Genomic DNA, 21214 nt, shown 5'->3' with positions numbered 1-21214 from the left:
TCTGAGGAGAACATTCATGTTCGATTCATTATTGAGTCAACTCAACGAAAGAGGCTATGATTAGGACACAGCGCAAAAAGACTCGCAAAATTAGTAGATTATGCAATCAGCATTAAAAGCATTAATGATTCAGGGTACAACGTCCGATGCCGGTAAGAGCGTATTAGTGGCAGCGTTATGCCGTGTATTGGCAAGAAAAGGGATAAAGGTGGCGCCGTTTAAGCCGCAAAATATGGCGCTCAACAGTGCGGTCACATTAGATGGCGGTGAAATTGGTCGTGCTCAAGCAGTACAAGCAAGTGCCGCGAATGTTGACACTACGGTACATATGAATCCAGTCCTACTTAAACCCAATTCGGATACTGGGGCTCAGGTAATCCTGCAAGGCAAAGCTCTCACTAACATGGAAGCGGTGGGATATCAAAACTACAAGCAAATCGCTTTACCTACCGTGCTTGAGTCCTTTTCAATACTCCAAGAGCAATTTGAATCTGTCATGATCGAAGGAGCCGGTAGTCCAGCGGAAATTAACTTACGCGAGAATGACATTGCCAATATGGGATTTGCTGAAGAGGCTGATGTACCCGTTATTATAATCGCTGATATTGACCGAGGAGGTGTGTTTGCTCATCTAGTCGGTACACTGGACCTTTTGACCAAATCAGAGCAAGAACGAGTCGTGGGATTTGTTATCAACCGGTTCCGCGGTGATATTTCATTACTTCAATCGGGGTTGGATTGGCTTGAAGAAAGAACAGGTAAACCAGTTTTGGGGGTGTTGCCTTATCTTCACGGCTTTGACCTTGAAGCAGAGGATGCCATCAATAATCAACAAAATACTGGTGAGTCAGCGAAGCTAAACGTCGTCGTCCCCGTACTCACCCGAATCAGCAATCACACCGATTTTGATGTGCTAAGGCAAAATCCAGACATTAACTTTCGCTATGTAGGTAAAGGTGAAAAGCTTGATAAAGCAGATTTGATAATTCTACCAGGCACCAAATCTGTGAGAGCCGATCTCGACTATTTACATAGCCAAGGTTGGGATAAAGATATCGCCCGACATTTAAGATTAGGTGGGAAGGTGATGGGAATTTGTGGCGGGTACCAGATGTTAGGACGTCATATTAACGATCCTTTAGGCGTAGAAAGCGTTGCTGGTGAATCACAAGGCCTCGATTATTTACCAGTTTCCACAGAGTTAACCAAAGAAAAAGCACTGACAAACGTATCCGGAGTGTTGGAGCTGAATAATCAAACTGCACCAGTGAAAGGGTATGAAATTCATGTCGGTAGAACATTAGGGAATGGCAACTATCCAGTTTCCTTAGAATCTGGTTCATCAGATGGTGCTATCAGTGACTGTAATCAAATCTTTGGGACTTATTTACATGGTATTTTGGATACCCCACAAGCGTTAGCATTGATTTGTCAGTGGGCGGGGGCGGAAAGCATTGCTTCTATCGACCATCAACAGAATCAAGAAAATGCAATCAACCGAATAGCCGATGCTGTCGAACAACACATGAAGCTAGACTTAATCTGGCCGGAACTTTATACCTGATATTGATGAAACTTTTTACTCAGCGACTCTTTAGCACCTTTTTGACTCTCATTTTCTCTGCGACAGTTCATTCCTCAGTTAACGTTTATGCTGCGTCTTCTATGACCAATGTGATTAAAACGTTAGCTGAAAAATACCAAGCAGAAACAGGCGTAAAGGTAACGCCTGTATTCGCGGGTTCTTCTTCTCTTGCTCGGCAAATATTGAGTGGAGCACCTGCTGATCTCTATATCTCAGCCAATACTAAATGGACTGATTATCTAGTTCAGCAAGGTGTGATTAATAGTGACGCTGTCACAAAAATTACTCATAATCAGTTAGTCGTGATCTCACCTAAAACCGATGCAGCACCACTGGAGTTAGAGAGCCGAGAACAATGGTCAAAGCGCTTATCAGGTCAAAGACTAGCGATTGGTCAAACCAATGCCGTGCCTGCAGGAATGTATGCCAAAGAAGCCCTTGAGTCGCTTGGATTGTGGAGTGGCTTAAATGATCAACTCGCCCCCGTAAACAATGTAAGAGTCGCACTTACTTTAGTTGAACGTGGCGAAACGCCACTTGGGATTGTTTATAAGACGGACGCGCTGGTGAGTGATAAAGTAAAAGTCATTGGTACGTTTCCGGCTTCGAGCCACACGGCTATTACGTACCCTATGGCAAAGCTGAACGACAAGCAAACCACCAAGGACTTTGCTGCCTTTATGGAAAGCGCCCAAGCTCAGGCAGTGTTTAAACAAAACGGATTTAACTAGGATTATCTTCATTGCTCTCTGATTACGAATATCAGGCGCTACTGCTTAGCCTGAAAGTTGCGTTTTATACTATCTGTTGGCTGATTCCTATCGGGATCGGGTTTGGTTGGCTGCTGGCTAAAAAGCAGTTTGTCGGTAAAAGCTGGCTCGACAGCTTAATTCACCTTCCTTTAGTACTTCCTCCTGTCGTTATTGGTTATTTACTCCTCATTTCAATGGGACGCCAAGGCTTTATTGGCCAATGGTTATATGAGTATTTCGGATTGGTCTTCTCTTTTAGCTGGAAAGGGGCTGTACTTGCGTGCGTGATCGTTGCTTTACCTTTGATGGTTCGCTCAATTCGCCTCAGCTTAGAGAATGTGGATCCTAAACTTGAGCAAGCAGCCGCGACCCTTGGTGCCTCTCCGCTTAAAATATTCTTTACCATCACAATACCGCTGACAATTCCAGGAATCATCACAGGGACGATGCTTTCATTCGCACGTAGCCTCGGGGAGTTCGGAGCAACAATCAGCTTTGTGTCGAATATTCCAGGTGAAACGCAGACAATTCCTTTAGCTATGTTCACCTTCATTGAAACTCCGGGCGCAGAGCTTGAAACGATGCGTTTATGCATCATATCCATTGTCATTGCCTTAGCCTCATTACTTAGTTCAGAAGTCCTGACTCGTCATTGTGCGAAGAGATTGGGGACACAGCGATGAGTGATATTCGAATTCAGTTTAAGCAAACATTAGGCGAGCAGAAGTTTGACATCGATGTGTCGGTGCCAGAAAAAGGCATTACCGCTATTTTTGGTCGCTCCGGAGCAGGTAAAACTTCACTTATCGACGTGATTGCAGGCTTGAGAACACCTGATGAAGGTGAGATTACTGTTTCAGGCAAACCTCTTTATAGCTCGCAATCAAAAATAAACGTTTCTGCCCATAAACGCCGCGTAGGTTACGTTTTTCAGGAATCGAGGTTATTCCCGCACTATCGGGTCAAAGGTAATCTTTTGTATGGTGTGCGTGAATTGGATCAAAAGCATTTTGACAAGGTAATCAAATTACTGGCTCTAGAACCTCTTCTTAAACGATACCCGATACAGCTCTCTGGGGGAGAGAAACAACGCGTAGCAATCGGTCGAGCACTACTTTCTAAACCAGATATACTTTTGATGGATGAGCCACTGGCATCGCTAGATATTCCACGCAAGCGCGAAGTATTGCCATTTTTAGAGCAGCTTGCCAGTGAGATTGAAACTCCCATCATTTATGTTTCGCATAGCCTCAATGAGGTCGTACGCTTGGCAAACCACATTGTTGTTATCGATGATGGCAAAGTGGTAACTTCAGGTAGCCTAGAAGATGTTTGGTCATCTAGAGCTATGAGGCCATGGCAATCCTTCTCGGACCAAAGCTCGTTGTTTGAAGCGACGGTAGTTCACCACAACACAAACTATGCGCTGTCTAAAGTGAAATTGGCGGATAATGTGTGTATTTGGGTGCAGCGTTTAGAAATTGCGCCAGAAGCGAAAGTGAGACTACAGGTAAGAGCGAGTGACGTGTCGATCGCCTTGGATAAGCCTGAAAAGAGTTCAATTCGGAATATTCTCCAAGCGAAGATTGCTCAAATCCAAAACCATTCTCAAGGTACAAATCGACAGAGCGTATCGGTTAAATTAGAACTCAGCGCAAACTGCTATTTATGGGCGACGATCACCGCTTGGGCTAAGGACGAGCTAGAACTCCAAGAAGGGATGGAAGTCTATGCACAAATCAAAGGGGTAAGTATAACCCAAAGAGATGTGGTATTGAGCCATTAAAAAAACGCCGCATATTGCGGCGCTGATTCACTGTGGTTTATTTGACGAATACGTCAGTGAAGTCACGTTTAAGGACGGGGTCGCGACGCGCTTTCTTAATCTGCTTCACCATATCTTTGACACAGTTGTGAAGAACTTGGTCTAGCAGCTCCGCACGGTATTCTTCTTTCTGTTCATCGGTCATGTCTTTAGGCAGGTTAAGGGTAGGGAACTCTTCCATAACATTAAGGCCTGCGAACGCCTGACTCACCGAGATCAAAGCATGAAACTGCTCAAAGCTATCGAGAACATTTTGAGCACTTTTTGGTAACTCATCCCAAGCTTCTCGAACCGCTTCTTCAGACACTTCATGAATTGATGTCACCATTAAGTGCATTGCCTCAGGGACTTCGTCGAATTCGATCACTTGGCGAAGTTCTGCTGAAACCGTAGAAAGATCTACTTTGGGTTGTTCTGTTTGATTTTCGTCAGACATTAGGACTATCTCATAAATTATACGTATAAAGCGGAGTTATCCTAAAAAATCCTCATTAAATGTCAACCTTAGTGGAGGATTTGATGTACTTGGAGTATTCTTTTCTATAACCAGCTGATTTTACGGCGAGTTTACAGACAAAAAGGTAGCAGAATTGGAACTATCGGGATCATCCATGAAAATACTGTTGGTCGACGATGTGCAAATGGAGCGCATGCAGTTGGCTATACGTCTAAAACAGCTTGGGCATACTGTCGAAATGGCAGCGTCAGGGGAACAAGCGTTGGCATTGTATCCAACCTTCGAACCTGAACTCATATTACTTGATATTTCAATGCCTGAGATGGATGGCTTTGAAGTCTCTCAACGCATTCGCTCTATGTACACGGAGTGGATACCGATTATTTTCTTGAGTAGCCACGATGAGCCTGCAATGATCGCCAATGCAATCGACGCCGGTGGAGATGATTACCTGACAAAACCTGTCGACAAGTTGGTTCTCGCCTCAAAGCTCATCGCGATGCAGCGCATTGCTTTTATGCGACGTGAACTCAATCAGAAAACATCAGAGCTAGCAAAAGCGAATCAAGAGCTGGAAAAACTGGCCAGTGAAGACGGTCTGACCAAGGTGAAAAACCGCCGTTACATTGATGATAAACTGCGTGAAATGATCGCTAATCACGGCCGTCATAATCTGCCTCTGAGCATAATCTTAATTGATGTCGATCACTTCAAGTTGTTTAATGATAACTACGGTCATATAGAAGGTGATAAGTGCTTAGTCGAGATTGCCCAGGCTTTAGCCTCTCTCTTTTCACGTAGTGGCGAGATTGTTGGGCGTTACGGGGGGGAGGAATTCGTGATTGTGCTGGGGCATACAAATGCTGAGCACGCCCGGAAGCACGCTATGCGTATTCATTCCACTCTAGAAAAACTGGCAATTAGACACGGCCATAGCTCGGTGTCCGATTTCGTTACAGTGTCACAAGGGGTTTGCAGCATCACACCGACCGGAAGAGAGACATCCGACGATTTGTATTCTAAAGCGGATCAAGGTTTGTATCAGTCAAAGAGTGATGGAAGAAACCGATTTAGTTATATTGAATAATGCTTCGAGACAAGAGAAACAAAACAGGTTCAGCAATCGCTGAACCTGTTTTCTATTGTTCATCGTTATTCACGCTGCTTCTATACGGTTTCTACCTGCACGCTTCGCTTTATATAAGGCTTCGTCAGCGCTTTTCATCACTTCGCTGACGCTTTCTGCGTCGCTATGATCTGCCACCCCTATACTAATTGTGACGTTCACGTGATCATGCGAGCTGGATTTTTTACGCTTTTTGACACCTGTTTTGTCGTTTTTGGGCCTAGATTTCTCATTCCTGACTACCATTTCATAATCTTCTATCGAAGCCCGTAGGAGTTCTAAGTGTTCCAAACTTTCATCGACGTTTTTATTTTTAAATAATACGGTAAATTCTTCACCACCATAGCGATATACCTTAGCACGACCGCCCACTTGCTTCATTCTACTCGCAACAAGCTTGAGTACATCATCGCCCGTTTCATGACCATAGGTATCATTAAAAGATTTGAAGTGATCAATATCGAGCATAGCAATGGTGTAACGTTTCCCTAAATGACGTAAGTCAGACTCCAAGGCTAGACGGCCAGGTATATCCGTGAGCCTGTCTTTGAAAGCTAGCTCGTAACTTGCTGAAAACATGTAGATTAGCAATAGAAACCCGGAAAGGGTAAACATAGTACTGGATACATATTTTACGTGGAAGAAAATAAAAGTTGCCGCATTGAGGGTGATGGCGGAATAAACGACAACATCGATAATACGGTTCAATTTTAGGACGAAAATCGCACTCAGTAGAACTGCCCCCAAAGAGTACAAAACCAGTATCAATGGGAGCCTTGATATACTGGGTTCAGAGTATAGATAGGTATCTTGAAAGCTTTGGAAACCGCCCTCATACAAATAAGTGAGAACCAGATAACACCAGAGCGCAATAAGTGACAGCGTCACTATATACAGCAAAAAGGATTTGCTTAATACGCTTCTTTCCTTGTAGGGATAGACCAAGGCACATGCAATAGGGACGACAAAGGAGAGCAGGGAGAGCTCAAGTAAAGTCGAACCGGTTGAAAGTGAGCTCTGTAAATGTTCTTGTATGTACCAGTATACAATCAGCATTGTGACTGCGACCATAGCAATCCGAGACTGTTTAAAGGCATGGCCTAGGCCAATAACACTTAAGAACAAAAAGTAAGGGAGGTTAGAAGTAATGCTAAAATTGGCCTGAGTGAGAACAATGACGCTATTCATACCCAAACCTATCATCGCTAACAGCAGTACTGGAAACGTTAAACGAAACCAATTTGTTGTTACCAAAGAAAACGACATTTACTTAGCCTTTGCTTTATTCATTAACTTCTTAATATACGACTCTTAGAATACTTTGATTTAATGATTTTCCAAGCTTTTTACTAAACTAATGAATGAAAAGTGAGTGTTAGTATGAACATTAGCCAAAAAGTGAGGGCAAAGCATCCGCAAAACAGAATTGTGTTTTATAGTTAACTGATACTCATAAGAAAAGTGAGAATCTTAAAGGAGTTAAGGTTTATGCAAATTAGTGTTGATGTTCACAACTACATGGAAACACTGGTAGGACAGGTTTTAGCCGACAGTCAGTATACTGACAGGTTTGATCATGAACAACTCGCAGATTTGGCTTGTTTGGCATTAAGTCAACTAAGACCCGTATACATTAGACATGATATCGACTTTTTGTCTGCATTGTCTGAAGAACGGTTAGTCGTACTAAAGAAGTATTCTGAGACCGCGGTAGAAGCAGCACTGACCATGATAGTTGACGATAGACGCAGAAATCGTAAAGATGAAGTACCAATCATGTTCAGTAAACCGCGATTCGATGACGATACCGAACTCGAATGGTTTGAAAAACCTCTGATCGTAAATAACCAAGATGCCTAAAGGAGTGATTAGGTGGGACTATTTTCTCGTTTGTTTGGTGGTGTTGAAAAAGCCAAAACTATAGTTGAACCAGTGGAATACAAAGGTTTCTTGATTTATCAAGAATCGCTACCTGAAGGCGGCCAATATCGAATTGCCGGCCGAATTACAAAAGAATTAGAAGGGCAAATCAAAGAGCACAGATTCATACGCTCAGACGTTCTTGCGTCACAAGCAGACGCCAATGAGTTTATGTTAAAAAAAGCACAAATGTTCATTGATCAGATGGGAGACACTATTTTTAGTTAGTCTTTTGCAATGTTGATGGACGTCATAAATATGGGAGCCATTAGCCGTTATGCTGATGGCTCTTTTATTATGTGTATTTGCCTCTATTTGTCTGATTTAACAATCATTCAAGCCAACTGGTTCGACCTCTCATTTTGAAGTGAAAGCGTCGTTTCATTATCACGTAATACTCGAAGTGCTTCATTACCAAAGGTTATATGTAATGATATTTTGTATTTTTGTTACAAATTGCTTGAAGTTAATGAATCCGTTAGATAAAAACAATTAATCATTGTAGCCAGTAGTCAAGGAATAACTATGCAGATTGGTGTGCCAAAAGAAATACTCGCGGGAGAAACGCGAGTGGCAGCCTCGCCCAAGTCGGTTGAGCAGCTGTTGAAATTAGGATTCGATGTCAATGTCGAATCCAGTGCAGGAGAACTTGCCAGTTTCGATGATCCCGCATTTGAATCATCAGGGGCAAAGATTGTCACCACGGAAGAGGTGTGGCAGTCAGACCTTATTCTTAAAGTCAATGCACCAAGCGATGAAGAAATTGACCTTATCCAAGAAGGAACAACACTCGTTAGCTTTATTTGGCCAGCTCAAAATCCAGAGTTAATGGAAAAACTGTCGAGTAAGAAGATTAACGTGATGGCGATGGATTCAGTGCCAAGAATCTCAAGGGCTCAAGCGTTAGATGCATTGTCTTCAATGGCTAATATTGCTGGTTATCGTGCGGTAGTAGAAGCAGCTCATGAATTTGGTCGATTCTTCACAGGCCAGATAACCGCCGCTGGTAAGGTACCGCCTGCAAAAGTACTTGTTGCTGGAGCAGGGGTAGCAGGTCTTGCGGCTATCGGCGCGGCAGGGAGTTTAGGCGCCATTGTGCGTGCCTTTGATGTTCGTCCGGAAGTGAAAGAGCAAGTTCAATCAATGGGAGCGGAATTCCTAGAAGTTGATTTCAAAGAAGACTCTGGCGCGGGAGATGGCTACGCGAAAGAAATGTCCGAGGAATTTAACAAAAAAGCGGAAGAGCTGTACGCTGAACAAGCGAAAGATGTTGATATCATCATCACCACGGCACTTATACCTGGGCGACCAGCACCTAAGCTCATTACAAAAGACATGGTCGATAGTATGAAAGCGGGCAGTGTTATCGTCGATTTAGCGGCCGCAAATGGTGGCAACTGTGAATACACCCAAGCTGATAAAGTCATCACAACCGCGAATGGTGTTAAAGTTGTTGGCTACACTGATATGGTAGGTCGTCTCCCGACTCAATCATCTCAACTTTATGCCACCAACTTGGTCAATCTACTTAAACTTCTCAGTAAAGAAAAAGACGGAAATATTGATATCGACTTTGAAGATGTCGTATTACGCGGTGTGACGGTTGTTAAAGAAGGTGAAGTTACTTGGCCTGCACCACCAATTAAAGTGTCTGTTCAACCAGAGCAAAAGCCGGTCGAGCCAGTCAAAGTTGCAGAAAAAGTGGAACAGCCCGTTTCTCCAATCAAGAAACTTGCGGCACTGGCAATCGGTGTAGGCGGTTTTGCCTGGATCGCCTCTGTTGCTCCTCCCGCTTTTCTCTCTCACTTCACAGTCTTCGTTTTAGCTTGTGTTGTTGGCTACTACGTTGTCTGGAATGTGACACATGCACTTCACACTCCCTTAATGTCAGTGACTAATGCGATTTCAGGCATCATTGTCGTCGGTGCTTTGTTACAGATTGGTCAGGGAAATGGCGTGGTCTCTTTCTTAGCATTTATTGCCGTTTTGATAGCAAGTATCAACATATTTGGCGGCTTTACCGTCACGAAACGTATGCTTGAAATGTTCCGTAAAGATTAAGGAGTAACGAGAATGTCTGCAGGACTAGTACAAGCAGCTTATATTGTTGCTGCATTATTCTTCATTCTGAGCCTTGCTGGTTTATCTAAGCAAGAATCAGCAAAATCAGGTAACTACTACGGTATTGCCGGTATGACGATCGCTTTGATCGCAACGATCTTCGGCCCTGAGTCACAAGGCTTTATTTGGATCATTATCGCTATGGCTATTGGTGGCACTATCGGTATCCATTACGCCAAGAAAGTGGAAATGACGGAAATGCCAGAGCTTGTTGCAATTCTGCACAGCTTTGTTGGTATGGCGGCAGTATTGGTGGGTTACAATAGCTATCTCGACGCTCCTGAAGCGGCGACGCATGCCGAACATGTTATTCATTTAGTGGAAGTCTTCCTCGGTGTCTTTATTGGTGCGGTGACCTTTACCGGTTCAGTGGTCGCATTTGGTAAGCTTCGTGGTATTGTTTCGTCTTCACCTTTAAACCTGCCTCACAAGCACAAGATGAATCTCGCTGCGGTGGTTGTTTCAACATTGCTGATGCTGCATTTCGTCAATGCTGATGGCAGCATGTTTGCGCTTATCGTGATGACACTGATTGCTTTCGCGTTTGGCTATCATCTTGTCGCGTCAATTGGTGGTGCGGATATGCCGGTTGTTGTATCCATGCTTAACTCATATTCTGGTTGGGCTGCAGCTGCTGCAGGTTTCATGCTTGCCAATGACCTTCTCATTGTCACTGGCGCGTTGGTCGGTTCTTCAGGCGCTATCCTTTCCTACATAATGTGTAAAGCAATGAACCGTTCTTTTGTCAGTGTGATCGCCGGTGGTTTTGGTCAAGAAATCTCTGTGAGTGCAGATGTTGAGTATGGAGACCATCGCGAATCTACAGCCGATGAAATCGCAGAAATGCTAAAGAACTCAAAATCAGTGATCATTACTCCTGGGTACGGTATGGCCGTCGCACAAGCACAGTACCCTGTGCATGAAATTACTGAAAAGTTAAGAGCTAAGGGAATAGAAGTACGCTTTGGTATTCACCCTGTGGCGGGTCGATTGCCAGGCCACATGAACGTACTACTGGCTGAGGCCAAGGTACCGTACGATATTGTTCTAGAAATGGACGAGATTAACGACGATTTTGAAGAAACCGATACCGTTTTGGTTATTGGAGCCAATGATACTGTTAACCCCGCAGCACAAGAAGACCCAAACAGCCCAATCGCGGGCATGCCGGTTCTAGAAGTTTGGAATGCGAAAAACGTCGTCGTATTCAAACGATCAATGAACACTGGCTATGCAGGTGTGCAAAACCCATTGTTCTTTAAAGACAATACGCAAATGCTGTTCGGTGATGCGAAGGAGAGTGTAGACGCCATTTCCAAAGCTCTGTAACATGACATAACTAACTAAGAAGCCAGCAACTGCTGGCTTCTTTTGTTTTATGACTAGCATTATTGACACCAATATTACATTTGAAATTCATATTTTTGCGATAATGCTTTACTCTAAATCTAACCTACTGATTTATAGATTTTTTGCATTGATTAAAACGGCTTTCAATATATTCACAGTATGCACAGCAGCGCTGAGCTTTAGCGTCAGCGCTAATTCGCTGCCAGAACGCATCGACCAATTTGTCGATGCGTTTAGTCACGATCAATTCAACGCATCTTACGACATTCGCATCATGCAGTCTGATTATCCGACCCGTTTGATTACACCAGATTCAATGCTCCCTCAAACATCATCGTATCCGCTGAGAGATATTCAGCGTTTATATCAATTGGCACAAAACTGCACTGGCAAGCTGCCGTTAAGCCCGTTGATTACTGAACCACTCGTCTTTACTCGCGCCGTTTGCAAAGGAACAAAACTGAGTGAAAAGTGGTTCGCACGCAGTGGATTGATTCACCCCGGCGGTGGTACCTATGCAAAACGTTATGTTGCTTTGCACCCTGAAAGACAAGGGCAGTTGCAACAGTACATGCATATCAAGGAACGGCCATTAGCACCAAGAGCAACATTGCTTGGCCGTTTACAGAGGATGAATGAAGAAACCATACTCGCTTTGCTTTCAGGCTCTAGTATGTTTCTTGAGCAGGGAGAGTTGTGGTTGCGACAAAATGATAGCTACTTAATTTTTAGCGAAAGCGTTTGGAAACAGAACGCCGACAATGCAGGGTTAAGTGTTCAGCTAAAAAGTGAATCGAATAGCTGTTTCGTTCAAAGAGGCAACCTTTGTTGGGATATAGAAGATCATTCTCAAGTATTGCGAATCAGCATGGTCGTGTTGGTGATTGCCAATATCCTGCTCGTTTTGGGATGGTCTGTTTACCGATGGAATACAAAACGACAAGAGATGAAGAGTCGAATGTTGATTCTTCAGATACTTACACATGAACTTAGGACCCCGATCGCGAGTCTATCACTAACAGTAGAGGGATTTCGTCGGGAATTCGAGAAGCTGCCGGAATCCGTATATGACGAATTTCGACGTTTGTGTGAAGATTCGCGACGCCTGCGTCAGCTGGCGGAAGCGAGCAAAGATTATTTGCAGTCGGATAATAAACCTTTGGCCACCGAATGGGTGCCCTCCGTCAAAGAATGGCTGGAGTTTAAGGTAGACGAAGAATTTAATGGCAAGATCGAATTAAAGATCAATGAAGACATAGCAGCTAAGCTGAATGTTTATTGGTTAGGAACTTGTATTGATAACCTGATACGCAACGCGACTAAATATGGTGTTGCGCCGATAGTGCTAGATATCAGCACTGATGATAATTTAATTACCGTTAAGGTCATTGACCAAGGTGAGCTAACTCATAAGGATTGGCGACAATTACGTAAGCCATTCGTTAGCAAAGCTGGTCTTGGTTTAGGCTTAACTATCGTTGAATCAATGGTGGGAAGAATGGGGGGTAAAATGACTCTGATCGGTCCACCAACAACGTTTATATTGGAGATACCTTGTGAAACAGACACTGCTTCTTGTTGAAGACGACAAAAACCTGGCCGACGGCCTGTTAGTAAGCCTGGAGCAAGCAGGATATGAGTGTTTTCACGCTGAAACAATTGCTGATGTAGAGCAATATTGGAAGAAAGCGGACCTTGTTATTTTGGACCGACAATTGCCAGATGGCGATTCAGTTGAACACTTGGTCGGATGGAAAGAGACCAAAGATGTCCCTGTCATTTTGTTGACTGCACTTGTCACTGTAAAAGATAAAGTCACAGGCTTGGATGCAGGTGCCAACGACTATCTAACAAAACCATTTGCAGAAGCTGAACTGTTTGCACGCATTCGTGCTCAACTTAGAGCGCCCGAATCTGACACACAGGACGAGAGTAAGGTAAAGACCCAGCATTTAGTGATAGATAAAGCAACACGTGAAGTCTTCTACAAAGAAGAGTCGATTACTTTAACTCGGACTGAATTTGATTTACTTCTATTCTTAGCAAGCAATTTGGGACGCGTATTTACGCGCGATGAATTGCTGGACCATGTGTGGGGCTATAATCATTTTCCAACTACTCGTACCGTAGATACGCATGTTCTTCAGTTACGACAAAAACTTTCTGGATTGGAAATCGAAACGCTTCGTGGCGTTGGCTACAAAATGAAGGCCTAATGAAAGTTAAAGCGTTAGTTTTAGGCGTGCTAATGAGCACGCCTGTCTTTGCTGCCAATCCTCCTTGGTTTGAGAGCAATTCGCCGCTGACTCAAGCGCACCGTTATCTTCTCAATGACGACTTGCCTGCGATGTTTTCATCGATAGTCGAAGTGTGGCAACAGGATAAGAGCCAAGCGATATCACCACACCTCAATGAGTTGTTTCAACAATCACTGCAAGTTGATTGTGGAAAGGGGCTAGATTCAAAACCCTTTCCTGATTGGGTAAAAGGCGTCACGGTTCGTGCCATCGAAACCCAAAGCCCGGGCCGAGATTCCTACCGAGCTTTGGTTGAAGTTGCCTCACGCAAGGATATCACTGATATTTCGCTCACTCGCTGGGTTCAAAAAAGCATTTCTACTGACAATTCCTTCGTGACACTTGCTGAGGGAGAAAATCAGGTTAAGTCTTACGTTAAGCGTTACAACCTAAATAGTAAAATCCCTATGGGCCTATATCGTTTAGACGTCACCGCAAAAGATCAAACATCATGGAGCTCTTGGATTGTATTTGGTGAACCCAAAGCAAAAGTTACAGTTCGCTGGCAATCTAAAGAGCAATGGCGAGTCGATAGAAACGCATTGTTGAATTCTCACTGCCCACTACCAAAACTCGATACGGCGCTTTATGACTATGTCGATGGCCAATACAACAAAGTATGGGGAGCTACCTACGTATCTGATTATCCAACCACATTAGAGCCAAACATTGTTGACCCAGGTAGATACGTTTTAGCCATTTCGATGACCCACCAAAGATGGCAAGGTCCAATAATTGTTGAACAATCCCAAATAATTAGTAAAACATACGACGTTTCTATAGAGGAATAACTAAAGTTAAGACACAATAGGTCGATGTAAACACATGGAAATAGAAAGTTTATATCGATATGAAAAATTCAATAAAAATCCTATCGTTGTCTATTGCGTTAGCTTCCTCAAGTTCATACGCAGCCACTTATGCAGTCGAAGCACGTGGCGATGCAATGGGTGGCGTCGGGGTTGTTTCTGCAAATTTCTTAACCGCTCCCTTTTACAACCCGGCGATCACTGCGATTTATCGGCGCAATGACGATGTTGGCATGCTCATTCCTTCATTCGGCTTAGCTTATAGCGATGAAGACAACATGGTGGATGAGTTGGATCAAGCGGGCAATTTGATCAATGAGTATACGAATGGAAATTATTCAAATACTGATCAAATAGGCCCATTGCTAGAAAAGCTGAATAATGACATCGCCAAACTAGAAATTGGAGGTGTTGTTGCATTCGCTATACCAAATAGTTTTGTGGCAGCCAATGTGTTTGGCAAAGCCTACGCTGAGTCATTTGCGCAAACAGATATCTGGGACCAAGCCGCGTCTGCTTTACCCATTGCCAATGTCAATGACGCAATAAACGCAGAACTGAGTGCAGTCAACGCGGTTGCAATTGGGGTAACTGAAGTAGGTATTTCTTTAGCGAAGTATCAAACTTTCCTCGGCCAGCATATTTCTTTTGGTGTTTCACCTAAAATTCAACGCGTTTATACCTATGTCTACAGTGCCAATCTAAACAACTACGACATTAAAGACGTCCGAGATAATGGTACCGGCGAAACCATGTTCAATATGGACGCTGGTTTTCTTTGGTTCCGCGGTCCTCTACGCGTTGGCGTATCCGCCATGAATTTAGTGTCCCGTGATATTATGACACAAACGCTTCCTGCTCAGACACTGACGTCAAGTATCGACTCGAGCCAATCACGCACAATTTCTGCGACTTCATACGCCTACCAGATGAAACCACAATACACCGTGGGACTTGGCTTGGTTGCAGACTACGCCACACTGAGTGTCGATTACGATATCAATGAAGACGAGCGATATACCAACTTCAAAGACAACACTCAATATGTGAGAGTCGGTGGCGAAATCGATATCATGCGTCAACTTAAGCTGAGGGCAGGGTGGCGAAGAAACCTGGCTTACGATAATTTGGACGACACCATTACAGCGGGTATTGGCTTATCGCCATTGAACCTATTTCAAATGGATATCGGCGCGAGCTATACCAACGAAAACTCAATGGGGGCTTACGTTAACTTCCTAGGAAGTTATTAGAAGCGCTGGCGATAGTAAAGAAATCGTAATATAGTCGGCTCCTAAATAAACAGGAGCCTTTTTTATGTTAGATGATTTTCCCCCTCTGTCCCATCAAGACCAACAGAAAGCCGTTGAAAAGATCCAACAGCTGATGGCACAGGGAGTCAGTACAGCTGAAGCCATAAAAATTGTCGCAGAGGAAATCAGACAGCAGGCCGAGCCTAAAGAGTAAAACATTCATTTTTATAAAAAGAGAGCAAGAGATTGCTCTCTTTTTTTATGTCACCGGCAAAAGATAGGTAGGTAGGTAGTCACTACATATTTCTCAACAAAAAATATCTTGCTGCACTATTCACAAGTACCTGACTTCACTCCCAAAATATTAAATACCCAGCCAATACAACAACTTACAGAAGAACTTTTGACTACAAGAAGCCCTTACTCAGTGCGCTGTGTAATAAAATTACACTTTCTATAATCTAGTCCGTAAGCGCTCACTGTCAGCTAGGGTATTACTCTGTGGTGTTATGCCGTAACAATTGATAATGTATTGTTCTGTCCCATTCCATTATCGGTGCGCCAATTCGTAAACTTGCCGCAATAGGCGATGAGAGTGGCTGAACTTGATGTGTTGGTGAGAGTCTCAAACAATGAGCCAGTTCAAGTATTGTCGATCAAGGCGAGTTACAACGTAACATGCCATGTGGATTTGAAAAGAAAAAATCAGGTAAGTATTGGCCTAATAAACGCATGCGCGCAAAGGTGCGAGCTACAGTTTTGATGGATTATCAAACTGGTTGGCTGCTCTGTCCTTGCCATTTATCTGATTAAATAAATACTACCAATTAAACTCAACGGTGGTTGATTCAATAATCGTGTCGTTAGCGTATCTTTTGAGAGGATGAGCAATCGAGTTCGGTGTATAAACAGCCTTATATTGGGCAAGCTTTTTCTTCAGTGGAACGTAAACTTGCTGGCCTTCAACGTACATAGGCCGAAAACCCAGCAACAAGTTAAGCTCGTAAGACAAAGCATATTTCCCGTTAACCAAAGGAGTAATCGCGAGCCAGGAATCACAATTCACTTTCGTACGTGAAATTTTTGCTAGCTCAACTTGACTCAATCCAACATAAACTCCGTTGTTTTCGCAGAGTTTAAAACGCATTTCAATCGGTTCGACATCGACATCGACATTGACGACTACCGTTCTGTCTCTTTCACCTTCTCGACTATACACAAACGTTACATGCTTCTTTTCCGGATTGAGTTCACCAATAACATGTTCAAACATAGTGTTTTCTAAAAATGGCGTCGGTTGAATGTTCGCAGGGAGAGTACAGCCGGAGAGTGTCAATAGAGATAAGGTTAAGGCAAGTGGTCTCATTGGGTAAGAAGGAAAGAATGAGTGAAACACATTGCATTGTCGCACAAGGTGTATACTCTTTACTAGCACCAGCCAGTCAAAAGTTAGTAACGACCATCATACCTCTTGAGCGTACAAACTTCCGACATCACAAACAAGTAAAGCATAATTACTATAGGTCCAGTTGCTAGATTCCACCATTGATTACCGACAAATATAGTAGAGGCGGGCCAATTTAAATTGATCACACCGATGGCACACAACCACCCTGAAATTAGGCCGACAAGAAAAATAATAAAGCTCGGCAGAATCAAACCGCAGGCTAGCGTTGCTGAAAGACGCTCACTTCTGACCAATGAAAAAACCAACCACGGAATGGTCAACATCAATAGTTCTAAGACAGCAACCATGGGATATCTCCTAACCCTTAAACATTAGCAGTGTAGTAAAACTAAATGATGGGATTGTAAATAAAGATACGTTTCTTGAATGTGAGACAGGTGAGTGCCAGAGAGCGATACCATTGGCATCAATCGTCATTGAGTGAAAAATTAGTTCAAAGGGGCATTACCTTCTGTTTCCAAAACATCAGCGCCTGATTTTGTTCACTAAACTATGCCGAATTTCGGAACTCAAAAGTAAACGGAAACAGGGCAAATACTTAGATAACGCATCCCGAAAACATAAATAATACCAATAAATTTCAATATCCATATGTTTGTTACCTAATTATTTTCCGATTGGTATCTCATTATTTATTTTTAATTAATAATTTTTTCTATCGCAATTTCCTTAATTAGGCCCTTAAATACTATTAAAATGTAGATTCTCACACGCGTTAATAAATAAAGATTCTCACACGCGTTAATAAATAAAAAGGTGTGAAGCCATGAATAAACCAACGTCACTACAACGCCAATCGATTGATGTTCAGTTCTTACAAGAGTTGATCGATCGCACCCATTTAGAACTGAAAATATCTTCGCTTGATGAACTGCGCTACCAGTCAATAGCTTTCGACGATAGTTCGATGATGAAATGGCTCAATAGCCATCATGTATCCCGTTCTTTAAAACGAAATTTTTTTATTAATGTTAAGCGTTTCAAAGAACAGTCGGATCTCGGTATATTCATTGGTGTTTATGATAGTCGCATCAAGAGATTACACCCACTGTTGCTGGAGCCGAGAACGGAAGGTTCAGCCCACGAAAATACCGATAGATTAATGTCGATGGTCACTTACATCGCCTTGTATTTTCTCTCGACGTATCCAAATAGTGCAGGTGTATACATCGTCGATCCACCCGAAGCATTTCTATCAAACTATGGCCTCTATGGATACAAAGTGTTGGACTACGGGTATGAGCAAGATACGCCAGTGATGTTCGGCACATTTGATAGCCTTTACGAACGTCAACAAGACGTACTGTTCGAGATGCTACTTGACCATGAGCTGGACTTATTGGCTTCTAGCCCAGCACCGCAAACAGACAAACCAAAGCTACGTTCGGCAACACGGACAGGCTTAACCTTTGGCCCGCTCAGCAAAGCTAACTCATCATGAAATGGTAGTTACCGCGGACAGACTATGGATTTTAATCAACACAATAGCTCAACATAAGACAGAGTTCATTAATAGTTCTTGTGTAAAAGCGGATAAATAATTCTTATTAATAGGTCGAATGAACGAAGCCCTCCTATGGTTTAATTTGGCATCCTACATAAGGAGGCAATAATGGAAGCAACGATAAACAGAGAAGTACTTGAGACCGTATCATTTCTTCAGCAAATCATGGACAAAGCCCAAATGGGCGTATTGGTGACGGCACTCGACCACAATGATTATGAAGAGATCGTCAATCACGAACCCTGTGTTTTGAATTGGTTAGACTATTATCCGATGATATGTCCAACTACAAGCACACTTCATATGGGGCTGAAGGTAATTAATAACGAAGATTTCCAAGGTGCGGTGCTCGGCATTTACGATGCTCTTACAGAGCAGTTTCATGTGATTTTACTCGAGCAGTTGGCCCTCAGTGTCCATGAGCAACAACTCCAACACCGATTGGTCTCTTTAGTCTCCATTGCCTCCGTCTACTTTATGTCACTCTATCCCAACCATTCTGGTGTGCATATTGTCGAGCCATTTGAAAGCTTGATTCCGTATTATGAAGATTTTGGTTTTTATAAAACCGACGCTGATGCCAGTACCATGTACGCCACATTTGAAGAGTTGTTTGAATGTCAGCAAGATTTGTTCTTCAGCACATCTGTGCAAAATGCTTGCTAGCGGGGACGCAAAGATGATGAAGTATACTCGAAAGAAACGCATGAAGGTGAAAGCCAAACGACCGTCGAAGCACCAAGTCAGGCAAGTCCTTCTCAAAACAGCCTGTGTATTACTGCAAGATGAGCGTTACAAAGTGCCGATAGAAGAAAGCGAAGCATTTGAGCGCTTAAGCGAGGGCTAATCTGAATAGGAGTGTCCAAGAATGGTTTTATTTTCTCAAAAAGGTAGGGACCACAAGTAAAATAATGCAGAGGGCGTACAGTAACGGTAACAGTGAGACTGACCAATACTACCAATGACCTGACATCGACCTATCCCGATCTTTTGGTCATCTCATCATAGAACCTGTAACATTTAAATATTTACTTTTTTGATTAGTGCGCTTACTCCAGAATACGAAAAATGAGGATAGCGTGCTCGCATAGCGGTACCGAGGCGTAGGGCCGTTTATTAAAATATAAATAACAATTAATAAGATTACCAAAGCATTTAAAAACATAAAAATATTATCACCTTACTGATGATTTATTAAATATAGGTGATAACTATGCCTGTTAAATCAAGAAATCTAGAAAAAAACTTTCTCACTCTCCTAACTTTTTATTTTTTTGTAGGATGTAATAGTGAAGGAGAAAATATCTCCTCTAACCCACCATTAAATGATATTAATCATCCATCGATAGAAACAGAAACGAACACTAGTATTGAGCTTCAATATCGTAAATTCATCTCAAATAATGAACAGTATTTTGAAATAGGCAAGGGCGTTTCTTCTGCATACGGTGTCCCATTCGACTCGGTAGAGTTCATTGATGGAAAGCCAAAGAAAACACCACTAACGAATTCTTCAGCAATCGGTTTGTATATCAACTACCTAGTAAATAAGATTAAAAATGGCGATGAAAGCTCAATAGTAAAACTTAGGAAGGTAATGAAACAATTAAAGAGTGCACCAAAATGGGAAGGGCTTTTTTACTGGTTTTATAAGCTTGATGATGGTGCTCTCAAAGTTTTCGGCAGTTATGATTCTGACTATATTGTCTCTGCAGTAGACAATGGAAACATTTTTATGTCTCTCGCTACCTTAATTGGAGCTTTATCTGACAGCCGTGATCCGCAGTTAATCGCCATTGTGTATGATGCCGAAAGTATTGTGACTGATAGTTTTAGGGGTTGGAATCGGCTGTTTGACCCTGCTAGAGGGCTGATACGAGCAGGTTATAATACCAATACGAAAGCTTGGTTAAACTATTATTTAGATCGTAAAGTTTCTGAAAGTCGAAGCGCCGTTTTATTTGCTGTCCTCCATGGCTATGTTCCTTCACATGCGTTTACAAACATGGAGTTGAATTCGATAATATACACATTATCCTCCGGAGAGCAATATGAGACAATTCTTTCTTGGTATGGCAGCTTTTTCGAACTATTGGTTCCGACTCTATGGATAGATGAAAAAGAGCTAATGTCTAAAGAATTTTATAATAAATATGAAAATTTCATTCGTATACATAAAGGTTATTCAGATAAATATGGCGTTGGTTTTCTCGGTGAAATGTATGGTAGTGATGGTATTTACTATAATGATGGGCATAGTTTAACATCAGAGTCATCTAAATTATATAATAATCGTTTAGTGGATAGTAGAGCAGGTGCTATATATACACTAGCTTCTTACTATGATTTAGATAATGATTATGTGACCAGAAAAATATTAAATATCAAAAATAACCATCCTGATGTTGTTACTGATTACGGTTGGTTAGATGCTGTGTACTATGATGGTGATGTCTCAACAAAGATGACCGGTTATCATCAAGGTATAATTGTTAACTCAATATATCATCATGACACAAGGAAGTATTTCTCGAATTACTTAAGGGACAGAAACTTATACGGGTTCTTGGAATCTCTCTATAGTTCAGGTTTTAGTGTAGACTATCAGCACCGATCTTCTGAGGTAGTTGATTTATAGAGGCATTTGAGCTGTCTTGGTTGCTAACTGTTACGCTTGGTTATGTGCAGCTGTACTGTGTTAACGAACAGAACACCAAATTAGCAGAAGCTAGCCTATTGCTCCTAGG

At 42.5% G+C, this 21214-nt stretch carries 22 protein-coding genes; 18 read left to right on the top strand and 4 right to left on the bottom strand.

Features of this window, described 5'->3' with window-relative positions:
- Positions 1 to 100: 100 nt before the first annotated feature.
- Genes OH455_RS10950 through modC form a run of 4 tightly spaced genes read left to right on the top strand, consistent with a single transcriptional unit; the run spans position 101 to position 4123 of the window.
- Positions 101 to 1564: a cobyric acid synthase gene (locus OH455_RS10950; RefSeq protein WP_269981380.1), complete on the top strand. Its 1464-nt coding sequence runs from the start codon at positions 101 to 103 to the stop codon at positions 1562 to 1564.
- Between the two features lie 5 nt (positions 1565 to 1569).
- A complete protein-coding gene (gene modA / locus OH455_RS10945; protein WP_269981379.1) occupies positions 1570 to 2316 on the top strand; it encodes a molybdate ABC transporter substrate-binding protein in 747 nt (248 codons plus the stop codon).
- Between the two features lie 11 nt (positions 2317 to 2327).
- Complete coding sequence (gene modB / locus OH455_RS10940; RefSeq protein WP_269981378.1) at positions 2328 to 3020, top strand: molybdate ABC transporter permease subunit; 693 nt, start codon at positions 2328 to 2330, stop codon at positions 3018 to 3020.
- Positions 3017 to 4123 (top strand): molybdenum ABC transporter ATP-binding protein ModC, encoded by a 1107-nt coding sequence (gene modC / locus OH455_RS10935; protein ID WP_269981377.1) that lies wholly within the window; start codon positions 3017 to 3019, stop codon positions 4121 to 4123. The genes modB and modC overlap by 4 nt, the downstream gene beginning before the upstream one ends.
- Before the next feature lie 37 nt (positions 4124 to 4160).
- Here the strand turns inward: modC and OH455_RS10930 are convergent, their stop codons facing one another.
- Complete coding sequence (locus OH455_RS10930) at positions 4161 to 4598, bottom strand: DUF3069 domain-containing protein (RefSeq protein WP_045976991.1); 438 nt, start codon at positions 4596 to 4598, stop codon at positions 4161 to 4163.
- Between the two features lie 175 nt (positions 4599 to 4773).
- Here OH455_RS10930 and OH455_RS10925 point away from each other — a divergent pair, with 175 nt between their 5' ends.
- The gene (locus OH455_RS10925; protein WP_269981376.1) at positions 4774 to 5706 is read left to right on the top strand and encodes a GGDEF domain-containing response regulator; all 933 of its coding nucleotides are present in this window, start codon (positions 4774 to 4776) and stop codon (positions 5704 to 5706) included.
- 69 nt (positions 5707 to 5775) lie between these two features.
- On the opposite strand, the gene OH455_RS10920 is transcribed toward OH455_RS10925, so the two are convergent.
- A complete protein-coding gene (locus tag OH455_RS10920; protein ID WP_269981375.1) occupies positions 5776 to 7011 on the bottom strand; it encodes a GGDEF domain-containing protein in 1236 nt (411 codons plus the stop codon).
- Positions 7012 to 7233: 222 nt separating this feature from the next.
- On the opposite strand from OH455_RS10920, the gene OH455_RS10915 reads away from it, so the two are divergent.
- The 9 genes from OH455_RS10915 to OH455_RS10875 all read left to right on the top strand — a co-directional run bounded on the left by OH455_RS10915 (position 7234) and on the right by OH455_RS10875 (position 15709).
- Entirely contained in the window at positions 7234 to 7605 is a 372-nt protein-coding gene (locus OH455_RS10915; protein ID WP_045976988.1) for a late competence development ComFB family protein, read from the top strand.
- A gap of 12 nt (positions 7606 to 7617) precedes the next feature.
- Positions 7618 to 7893: an HlyU family transcriptional regulator gene (locus OH455_RS10910; RefSeq protein WP_045976987.1), complete on the top strand. Its 276-nt coding sequence runs from the start codon at positions 7618 to 7620 to the stop codon at positions 7891 to 7893.
- A gap of 297 nt (positions 7894 to 8190) precedes the next feature.
- The gene (pntA, locus tag OH455_RS10905; RefSeq protein ID WP_045976986.1) at positions 8191 to 9726 is read left to right on the top strand and encodes a Re/Si-specific NAD(P)(+) transhydrogenase subunit alpha; all 1536 of its coding nucleotides are present in this window, start codon (positions 8191 to 8193) and stop codon (positions 9724 to 9726) included.
- A 12-nt stretch (positions 9727 to 9738) separates the two neighbouring features.
- The gene (gene pntB, locus OH455_RS10900; protein WP_045976985.1) at positions 9739 to 11115 is read left to right on the top strand and encodes a Re/Si-specific NAD(P)(+) transhydrogenase subunit beta; all 1377 of its coding nucleotides are present in this window, start codon (positions 9739 to 9741) and stop codon (positions 11113 to 11115) included.
- Positions 11116 to 11218: 103 nt separating this feature from the next.
- Entirely contained in the window at positions 11219 to 12718 is a 1500-nt protein-coding gene (gene vxrA, locus OH455_RS10895; protein ID WP_269981423.1) for a sensor histidine kinase VxrA, read from the top strand.
- A complete protein-coding gene (gene vxrB / locus OH455_RS10890; RefSeq protein ID WP_269981374.1) occupies positions 12693 to 13352 on the top strand; it encodes a response regulator transcription factor VxrB in 660 nt (219 codons plus the stop codon). Before vxrA ends, vxrB begins: the two co-directional genes overlap by 26 nt.
- Positions 13352 to 14224, top strand: coding sequence for a DUF2861 family protein (locus OH455_RS10885; RefSeq protein ID WP_045976983.1), 873 nt, complete (start codon positions 13352 to 13354; stop codon positions 14222 to 14224). Before vxrB ends, OH455_RS10885 begins: the two co-directional genes overlap by 1 nt.
- Positions 14225 to 14283: 59 nt before the next feature.
- On the top strand, positions 14284 to 15495 hold the full coding sequence (locus OH455_RS10880) for a conjugal transfer protein TraF (RefSeq protein ID WP_269981373.1): 1212 nt from the start codon (positions 14284 to 14286) through the stop codon (positions 15493 to 15495).
- 64 nt (positions 15496 to 15559) lie between these two features.
- On the top strand, positions 15560 to 15709 hold the full coding sequence (locus OH455_RS10875; protein WP_084720260.1) for a YoaH family protein: 150 nt from the start codon (positions 15560 to 15562) through the stop codon (positions 15707 to 15709).
- Between the two features lie 606 nt (positions 15710 to 16315).
- Here the strand turns inward: OH455_RS10875 and OH455_RS10870 are convergent.
- Together OH455_RS10870 and OH455_RS10865 are read right to left on the bottom strand one after the other, a co-directional pair.
- A complete protein-coding gene (locus tag OH455_RS10870) occupies positions 16316 to 16768 on the bottom strand; it encodes a hypothetical protein (RefSeq protein ID WP_269981372.1) in 453 nt (150 codons plus the stop codon).
- 176 nt (positions 16769 to 16944) lie between these two features.
- Positions 16945 to 17250, bottom strand: a complete 306-nt coding sequence (locus tag OH455_RS10865) for a hypothetical protein (RefSeq protein WP_269981371.1) — start codon at positions 17248 to 17250, stop codon at positions 16945 to 16947.
- 479 nt (positions 17251 to 17729) lie between these two features.
- Here OH455_RS10865 and OH455_RS10860 point away from each other — a divergent pair, with 479 nt between their 5' ends.
- From OH455_RS10860 to OH455_RS10845, 4 genes are all read left to right on the top strand, one after another.
- Positions 17730 to 18404: a hypothetical protein gene (locus OH455_RS10860; RefSeq protein ID WP_269981370.1), complete on the top strand. Its 675-nt coding sequence runs from the start codon at positions 17730 to 17732 to the stop codon at positions 18402 to 18404.
- Between the two features lie 171 nt (positions 18405 to 18575).
- Complete coding sequence (locus OH455_RS10855) at positions 18576 to 19133, top strand: hypothetical protein (RefSeq protein WP_269981369.1); 558 nt, start codon at positions 18576 to 18578, stop codon at positions 19131 to 19133.
- Between the two features lie 13 nt (positions 19134 to 19146).
- Entirely contained in the window at positions 19147 to 19314 is a 168-nt protein-coding gene (locus tag OH455_RS10850) for a hypothetical protein (protein WP_269981368.1), read from the top strand.
- 366 nt (positions 19315 to 19680) lie between these two features.
- Positions 19681 to 21105: a glucoamylase family protein gene (locus tag OH455_RS10845; RefSeq protein WP_269981367.1), complete on the top strand. Its 1425-nt coding sequence runs from the start codon at positions 19681 to 19683 to the stop codon at positions 21103 to 21105.
- Positions 21106 to 21214: the final 109 nt, after the last annotated feature.

Source organism: Vibrio sp. T11.5, from assembly GCF_027587155.1.
Classification (GTDB): Bacteria; Pseudomonadota; Gammaproteobacteria; order Enterobacterales; family Vibrionaceae; genus Vibrio; species Vibrio neptunius.
The sequence above is the reverse complement of the archived record's forward strand: the minus strand, read 5'-3'. Positions and strand labels throughout refer to the sequence as shown.